The organism is Chlorogloea sp. CCALA 695, assembly GCF_003003885.1.
Classification (GTDB): domain Bacteria; phylum Cyanobacteriota; class Cyanobacteriia; order Cyanobacteriales; family Chroococcidiopsidaceae; genus Aliterella.
This window is the reverse complement of sequence record NZ_PVWN01000040.1, coordinates 33,025-41,398: the sequence shown is the minus strand read 5'-3', so window position 1 is coordinate 41,398 and position 8,374 is coordinate 33,025. Positions and strand designations below refer to the sequence as shown.

The window sequence follows — 8,374 nt, the reverse complement described above, 5'->3', positions numbered from 1 at the left end:
GGGAAAGGGGGAGAGAAAGAGAAGAGGGAAAAAAGGGAAGAGAAAGAGAAGGGAGAGAGAAGGGGGGGAGAAGAGAAAGAAAGGAAGAGAGGGGAAAAGGGGGAGAAAAGGGGGGAGAGAAAAGGGAGGAGGGGAAAAGAAGGGGAAAGAGGGAGAGAAGGAGAGGAGGAGGGGGAGAGGGAGAGGGAAAGAGGGGAAAGAAAAGAGGAGAAGTTTATAAAGAGCCGATTAGAGGGAGTAATTCAGGGAAGAAAAATAGGGGGGGTGCATCGTTATTTATAATTTGCCTCTCTACGCTTTTCCTTAGCAATTAAATTTTTTCACTTCCTTTATTTAAAGCGATCTAGTTTAAAGCTTTATGAAAAATTAGATAAACTTTGGTTTTAATTAAGTTAAGAACTATTAAAGTTAGGTTAAATTTAAATTTAAATAAGATTAAATTTTGATTATACTAATAACAACTATAAAAAGTTTTAAGGGTAAATACTTACTGAGCATGGTAATATTAGTTACGTAAACCTACAACTTACCGTAAGTTTTGACAAAGGGTAAAAGTTAGTAAGTTTAGCTAAAAGACCTGAGTAACAAATGTTTATTTAAGAGAAGTTGTCTGCCTTAGAGCAAGCAACAGTAACCCGTAGAAGCTATCGTCACCTATGTCTCAAAGAAACGAAACAACTGTTCTTGTCTTGGCGCTTTTAGTTACAGCAGGGTTAATTGCTGGAGGCTTCTGGTGGTTTACTCAAAAATCTGGCATTAGATTAGACAAATTAAATAATTCTTCTCCTCTAACCGATTCTAGTCCCGCAGATAATGGTGGCATAAACAACTCTAGTCCAGTTGGACAGCAAAGCAACTTTATTAAGGATTTTGCCTCAATTCCCAAAGTTCCTAGCGGTTTATTTAATTATGGTGGTAGTACGTCTTGGGCCCCTATCCGTTTGAGCGTTGATTCAGCCATTCAAGCCGCGCGTCCCGAATTTCGTTTGCGTTACGTCACGCCCACCGGGGAATCACCGGGGTCATCAACGGGGATTAGGATGTTAATTGCTGGGACACTAGACTTTGCTCAATCCTCACGAAGTCTTCGAGACGAGGAGTTAAGCAGCGCTCAAACTAGAGGATTCAAGCTGCAACAAACTCCTGTTGCTATTGATGGTTTGGCGGTAGCTGTAAACCCTAACTTAGCTATCTCTGGACTGACCATAGACCAACTTCGGTCTATTTATACAGGCAAAGTTACTAACTGGCAACAATTAGGCGGCGCAAATATTCCTATCCAACCTTATTCGCGCCCCGCTAATGATGGTGGTACGGTAGAGCTTTTCGTCCAGGATGTTTTGGGTGGTCAAAAGTTTGCCGCCAATGTCCAGTTTGTAGGTACGACTACTCAAGCTTTGCAAAAATTAGCTAATAGCCCTGGGGGAATTTACTATGCTTCTGCCCCCGAAGTCGTCCCCCAGTGTACGATTAAGCCTATTCCTTTAGGGCGCAAAGCTAACGAATTAGTTGCCCCCTATCAAGAACCTTTTGTGTCGTTGTCTCAATGCCCTAGTCAGCGCAACCGATTAAATACCGAGGCTTTTCAATCGGGCGCGTACCCCCTTACTCGGAATTTATTTGCGATCATCAAACAAAATGGTCAAGACGAGCAGTTGGCTGGGGAGGCTTACATAAATTTTCTGCTCTCAAATCAAGGGCAAGAATTAATTACTCAAAGCGGGTTTGTGAGAATTCGCTAACCTTAATGTCGTACCAAATTGATCGAAGCAGCAGGCAAACAAATTAAGTTATCTCCTTGATTAACTAATAAACCCTTTTGACGTAGCTTACCCATTAAACGAGTGACGGTAACGCGCGTAGAGCCGATGGCGCTACCAATTTGAGCATGAGTCAAAGGAAAAGGCAAATAATAACCGCGCAGAGTTTCGGGGTCTTCTTCACTTACTGAAGCTTCGCCGTATTCTTCTACTAATAAAGTCAAAAAGCCTAACAAGCGATCAATTGTCCGTCTTTGACCCAAAGCACTGAGCCATAAAAGCTTGCGCTGATGTTGGTAGCGAAAGGCATCAAGCACTTCCCGACGGAAGTGGGGCCAGTTATCTAAGTCGTGCCAGTACATCCATACTACTGAAGTTTGGTCTACATGGGCGTAACTTTGGAGTGTAAAAGGAGATTGAGCAACAATTTCAAAGGGCTGTCCCGCTCCTACAAAACCTAAAAAAGCTTCTTCAGGAGTACGGTGAATCCGCCGGGACATTAATTGACTTGCTGTAGTGCTAGGTTGAGCAGTTCCAACAAGCCGCACAGCACCTCGTTGGACTAAATACAGCAATCCAGGTCTAGCAGGGATTCGCTCATCTTTACTAAAACTGCGGCATCGATAATGCTCGTTAGCCCAGTCGAGAATCCGTTGCCAAGTTAAAAAAGGTCGTGATGGCTCTGAAAAAGATGGAGATTGCATAATTTAAAATAAATGGCACTAACAGCGCGAAAAGTTACATTATTTGCAGGCGTTACCGACTTTCTGTAATGATAGGTCTATACAAAGGAATCGGGCGATCTAAGCTGTCAAGCTTACTATATTTACACATTTATCTAAATACTCGTAGTTGGATTTACTTATTATTTAGTTAATGTTAGTGATTGTAAATTTGTAGCTATTGTAATTCAATCTAGGCAGATAAAAATCAGTAATTAGATGTGAAATAGTAGAATAAGTGTGTGCATAAATTAATGGCGCGATCGCATTGGTTGAAATTATCTAACCGATCATTTTTGTTTCGAGCGGGTTTGCTTGAGTATACAATATCACCCTTGTCAATTATTTATTGCCTATCCTGCAATTAAGCAACTAGCTTTAAGCAGATTACAAAGTGCTGTAGATAACTATTTTGTGAACTATTCACAGCAACAAGCTTATTCTATTTCTACATCCTACCGATCTGGCGATCGCTGTCAAGTAGTGTATGTATCTAACGTAGCATTTACATTCAGTAAATTTTTAAATCTTCCTCCTTTAGAAATAGCAAAAGACTTTGTTAATGTTCATGCTCAAACTCCCAATTCGGAGCAGTATTTTACCTTCGCCGCCGTAGCGCCGGGTTTTTTGCAATTAAAACTAACAGAGCCTAAATTAGCAATTTGGCTTCAATGCCTGCCATTTTTGTTACTACGGTTAGATAGTTTGCCATGCCCAAAATCTTCTCATCCGTTAATGAATGATTCAAGTTTGTTCGCAATTCAATACACTCATGCACGTTGCTATGGTTTGATGCAGTTGGCTCAAAAGGAGGGTTTGATTAGTTTGGAAGAAATAGCAGCTAATAACATTAAGTCAAGATTTGCTGACTTCAACCTTTTGCCCCTAGATGCAAGTATTATGACTATCGCTTCGCCGTGTCCCTTACCTTGGTTGAGTGCGCCGCAGCAATTGCAATTTTGTCATCAGTGCGAATATGCTTTAATTATCCAACTTGTTAAAGTCGTAGACGAACTTTGTTGTTCTGACTTAAATTTAGATTACTGGGCTAAAACTGCCTTAAATTTAAGCAAAGCTTTTGCCGATTTTTACCGTGACTGCCGAATTTTTGGCAAAACGAACGCCCAAAATCCCAAGTTAGCACAAGCACGGTTAGGTTTAGTTTTAGGGACTTACGTTGTCCTAAAGGTTATGTTACAGCGCTTGGGAGTTTTTGCACCGCGAGAACTTTAATTAATATCTCTATCCATCTTTAGATAGAAAACTCTAAAAAGACTTTAGATATATTTTATTTCGGGTGAGGGGCGAACTAGCAAAAACGTTGAGACGAAATACGGCAAGTCGTAGGTGTTCTTTCTAAGTTTAATAGTCATTTAGTAAAAATTTTTCAATGGCTATGGCGGCTCCATCTTGCTCTACATTAGGCGCAACCCACTGAGCAACAGCCTGGACATCCATAGGCGCATTACCCATTGCTATACCTAGTCCTGCATACTCTAGCATTTCTACATCATTAAAGTTATCGCCAATAGTCATCACATTAGCCGCGTCTATTTTCAGTAATTCTTCGGCTAAGTACCGCACACTTGTACCTTTATTGACAAGAGGGTTTGTAGCTTCAAAAAATGTCGCCACAGATTTAGTCAAATAGAGTTCTGCGGGGGTATATTGCGATCGCAAATTGCCTAGCAAGCGATCTATTACCTCCGTATCGTCACTTAAAGCTAAAACTTTGGTTGGTGCATCCTTTAAAACGCGGCGCAAATCTCCTACAGAAATCGCTTCTATTTCCGATCTTTGAGCATAAATCTCTGTTTCTGGGGTAATCTCTCGTACATACAAGCAATCGTTGATGTAAAAATGTACCGATAACAGACTCCGCAACTGGGGTTGCTCGAAGTAGTCTAAAAGCTTGTGGGCGGTAGCGGGAGGCACGCACAAATGACGGTGAATTTGCCCTGTAGCTGGATTCTGTATCCAAGCGCCCTGATAAGCGAGTAGCGGCAAAGTAGAGCCAATATCTTGATGGAAACGCAAAGCCGAGCGATACATTCTCCCTGTTGCGATCGCAACTTGTACGCCGCAATTTTGAGCCGCTTTGACAGCTTCCTTGACACGGGGATTAATTGTATTAGATTCTCCGGCGATCGTGCCATCAATATCTAACACGAGTAGTTTAATTTCCCTGGGCGCTATTTGTGTATTTTGGTCTACAGATATCTGCATAATTGCTTGCTAGTTTTCTATTACGAAAAAACTCGCTCTAACTAAAGAAGCTAGAGCGAGTTTTTTATCAGTTATTCACTGTTTCTAGAATGTGAATGTAGTACGCAAGGTTCCTACATAAATTGTGTCGTTAGCATCATTGTGTTCTGGGTTAAGAATCACCAATAAACCTGGGGTAACAGCGATATTATCGTTAAGTTGTAAACGGTAAAGCGCTTCAATGTGGTAAGAAGTATCTGGGTCTTCTCCACCACCGCCAAGACCGCCGTTGTTAGCTACGGTTAAGTCGTTGTCGGTAACTTTTGGTGGTTGACCAAAGATTAAACCAAGTTGGCTACCTTCGGGCCCAACGTCTTGGATAGCTAGAGTAACTGCATAGTTGAAGGAAGTTGCGCTGTTCTCGCCAGCGCGGAACTTATCTTCTGCGTCTGTAAGACCAGCCCAACCAGAAAGTGTAAACTTGTCACTAGCACGGAAACTAGCTTGTACACCATAGTGGTTAGCCGCCGTAGGTACGTTACCGAAAGGTCGGTTAGCACGATTACTACCTGTACCATCAAATAAGCTTGTACCGTCAGCACCAGCAACGCCGCCACCGCCAAGAACCTCGTCCCCGTCAATGATACCATTGTTATCTAAATCACCACCATTACCTTTGTCATAAGTACGAGCGTAGGTCAAACCAATGTTGATTGCTTCGCTGGGTCTAAAAGCAATTTGACCGAGAGCAGCAAAAGAACCGTCAAATAAGCCTGTACCCTCACTTGGATTTTCAGCAGTATTTGCTATGTAACCTACTGATGCGCCAATTGGACCATTGGGGTTGAATTGAAGTGTTAGCCCTGCACCGCTACCTACACGATAGATTGGGTTAAAGCGACCAAAGCGGGAGATTGCACCACGTCCACTACTTTCAAAAGCTGGGTTGAATGTATAGACGTTATCGTTAAATTCAGTATTAGCAAAGTCTACTTGTACTTGGACTCTCTCACCGATGGGGAAACGATAGAAAAAGTCGTCTATTTCAAACTGGTTCTCAGTATTTGTCTCAAACCCTAAGCGGGTCATAGGAGTGCCAGTATTGAAGGTATTAACGTTTGCAGCTTGCAGACGAGTTCTGAGTAAATCTCTACCAGTGAAACTGGTGTTGAAGTTCAAACGAGCGCGAGCGCTAAGGGTAGTATTGGTTCCTTCATCTAGGTTTCCCTCATCATCCTCATCGTCATCATCCTCAGCATTTTCATCATTCTCATTATCTTGTCCATCAATATCTTCTATAGCTCTGTCGTCGCCAAACGCATCAGAAACCGCCGCAACAACTTCTCCAGTCAACTTAGTTGTGGTAGAGAACTGGTTAGCTTCTAATTCCGCAGTCCGAGCTTCTACGGCATCTACACGACCGCGTAAGGTAGCAAGTTCGGCAGAAAATTCTTCTTGCAAGCGCTGTAAGGTGGCGAGGTCTTCGCGTCTTACTAGGTCAGCAGTTGCAGTAGCAATTAATTCGTTAACGCGGTCTAAACAAGCATTCAAACCTGCGGCAAACTCGTAACGAGTTAAGGCGCGATTACCGCGATAAGTGCCGTCAGGATAACCAGCAATACAACCGTAACGCTCTACTAAAGACTGTAAGGCTTGAAACGCCCAGTCTGTTGGTTGTACGTCGGATAGCTGAGAAACTGATGTTACTTGAGCTAGATTGCCAGTAGCAGGAGCGTTTTGGCTCACAACTACGGGCGCTGATTCAATAATTTCTTGAGTTGCGGGGCTAACTTGGGCAACTTCTTTAGTAGTTGCCGGAGCATTTATTGCTACTACCTGACTTTCTACTACTTGATTTGTACTTGCGCTGGGAATTGGCGCTAAATCTGCCGCCGATACTTCCGCAGCTTGGGCGCGGCTGGCTACAAGTAGGGTAGCTCCTAATAAAACTGGACTTAGTTTAAGCGCGTTCCAAAAAACTTTAGACATATATTCCTCTCACTCACACCTTAAATAATTGTAGTAAATTGCATTTTGCTGGTTGCAGTCTTGCTACTTTCGTTCGAGCCTCAACCTTATTATACAAATCTTTTGCCTAAATATGTCTACAAAAAGATACATATTTCTCAGGCTTTATCTAAACTTTATTTTGTCATTATTTACCAAAGGAATAATTAATTGTCTTTGGTGACGTAGTAAGATGCCCTCCTGTTCAAATTGCTGCAACATCCTTGTTACTGAAACTCTCGTTGTGTTGATAACTTCAGCAATTTCTTGATGAGTTATTGTGATATCTATCAATTGTCCACTATCAACCTGACGACCAAATTTTTGACTCAGCCAGTTTAAAAATTGCCACAATCTTAGAGAGACGGGTTTGCGATGAATAATGCTTAAAAGTTCCTCTGTTTGCTGGATATGAGACAGCATTGCTTCTAAGGCTTCATCCCAAAACTTAACGGGGAGCAAACTTGTCTCTACACTTGTCAAACATTCTATTTGGTAAGGATTAACCCGTGATAGGCAATGACCGACAATATCTCCTTTTCCCCAGTATCCTAAAGCGATTAATGTACCTTGTTCGCTCCAAGTATAAGTGCGAACTGCTCCACGATCAATTCTCCATAAAATGTCATGACGTGGTGGAATCATCTCGCGGCGGCTAAATATTCGCTGCGTCAGCATGGAGGGTAAGGTGGGATTCAAAGCTGAAATTGTCATAGGTTAAAATCGCTCTTGATACATTTACTATTGCGCGATCGCCCAAGGGTAGAATTTGACAGACGTTAAATAAAAAAGAAACTCTAAAAATGTAATGTGATTGCCCTTGGCGTTACGCTTTGCCTAATCGCGCTTTTCATGGCTAATTTAATACTTTTAATCCTTAAATTGGCTTTTCAGCGCTGGCTAGGAAATGATTAGCCATATTTTAAAGGAGTAAGATTAAGAATAGGTAAGGCTTTATTAAAAGTTAATTCTTTAGCCTCTTTGTCCAGTAACTATATATGCCACTCTTTGCCCAATATTCGTGGCATGATCTGCCATGCGCTCTAAATGACGAATAACTAATGCTAATAGTAAAATTGGCTCTACAACTCCTTTGATATCACGTTCGCTGGCTAAGGTTTGATAAACTGTTTCGTACGCAGTATCAACTACATCATCTAGACGCTTCACTGATCGCCCTGCTTGAGCATCCAAATCTGCTAAGGCAACTAAACTTGTAGCTAACATTGCTTGCGCGTGATGAGACATACTTTCAATTTGAGGGACGCAGCGATGGGGAGGGTAAGGAAAAATTTTCAGCGCAATTTCGCCTAAATCTTCGGCATAATCGCCAATACGTTCTAAGTCTCGGACTAACTGCATAAAAGCGCTCAAAAGCCGCAAATCTTGAGCTACAGGTCCTTCTAAAGTAATTAAAGCCGCACATTCTAATTCAATTTGGCGATAAAACTGATCGATTTGTTTATCAAGTAAAGGGAGTTGTTCCGCCGCCATCAAGTTACGAGCAAATAAAGCTTGGTGACTCAAGCGAAAAGAGTTTTCGACCAAAGCACCCATGCGTAAAATATCGCGTTCTAAACGCCGGATTCGGCGTTGAAAGTGACCTCGTTCAAAATTGCGATCAGAAACGGCATTATTCACTATTAGCTTTTGGTTACAACCAGCTACAGAACCATTTGT

8 protein-coding genes are annotated in these 8,374 nt (G+C 42.0%); 3 read left to right on the top strand and 5 right to left on the bottom strand.

Annotated features, from left to right (window positions below; genetic code table 11):
* Positions 1-282 (top strand): hypothetical protein (locus C7B70_RS26455; RefSeq protein ID WP_199192331.1); only part of this gene is annotated, 282 nt, incomplete at its 5' end.
* Positions 283-656: 374 nt separating this feature from the next.
* The gene (locus C7B70_RS17570) at positions 657-1,742 is read left to right on the top strand and encodes a phosphate ABC transporter substrate-binding protein (protein WP_106370304.1); all 1,086 of its coding nucleotides are present in this window, start codon (positions 657-659) and stop codon (positions 1,740-1,742) included.
* A 2-nt stretch (positions 1,743-1,744) separates the two neighbouring features.
* On the opposite strand, the gene C7B70_RS17565 is transcribed toward C7B70_RS17570, so the two are convergent.
* Positions 1,745-2,464 carry a Crp/Fnr family transcriptional regulator gene (locus C7B70_RS17565; protein ID WP_106370303.1) on the bottom strand — a complete coding sequence of 240 codons (720 nt, stop codon included), beginning with the start codon at positions 2,462-2,464 and terminating at the stop codon, positions 1,745-1,747.
* A 432-nt stretch (positions 2,465-2,896) separates the two neighbouring features.
* Here C7B70_RS17565 and C7B70_RS17560 point away from each other — a divergent pair, with 432 nt between their 5' ends.
* Positions 2,897-3,715, top strand: a complete 819-nt coding sequence (locus C7B70_RS17560; RefSeq protein ID WP_158260521.1) for a DALR anticodon-binding domain-containing protein — start codon at positions 2,897-2,899, stop codon at positions 3,713-3,715.
* Between the two features lie 129 nt (positions 3,716-3,844).
* Here C7B70_RS17560 and C7B70_RS17555 read toward each other — a convergent pair whose 3' ends face one another.
* The 4 genes from C7B70_RS17555 to phoU all read right to left on the bottom strand — a co-directional run bounded on the left by C7B70_RS17555 (position 3,845) and on the right by phoU (position 8,335).
* Entirely contained in the window at positions 3,845-4,708 is an 864-nt protein-coding gene (locus C7B70_RS17555; protein WP_106370301.1) for a Cof-type HAD-IIB family hydrolase, read from the bottom strand.
* An 84-nt stretch (positions 4,709-4,792) separates the two neighbouring features.
* Complete coding sequence (locus C7B70_RS17550; protein ID WP_199192330.1) at positions 4,793-6,676, bottom strand: iron uptake porin; 1,884 nt, start codon at positions 6,674-6,676, stop codon at positions 4,793-4,795.
* Positions 6,677-6,820: 144 nt separating this feature from the next.
* Complete coding sequence (locus tag C7B70_RS17545) at positions 6,821-7,408, bottom strand: Crp/Fnr family transcriptional regulator (protein WP_106370300.1); 588 nt, start codon at positions 7,406-7,408, stop codon at positions 6,821-6,823.
* A 258-nt stretch (positions 7,409-7,666) separates the two neighbouring features.
* Positions 7,667-8,335 carry a phosphate signaling complex protein PhoU gene (gene phoU, locus C7B70_RS17540; RefSeq protein ID WP_106370299.1) on the bottom strand — a complete coding sequence of 223 codons (669 nt, stop codon included), beginning with the start codon at positions 8,333-8,335 and terminating at the stop codon, positions 7,667-7,669.
* Positions 8,336-8,374 lie beyond the last annotated feature (39 nt).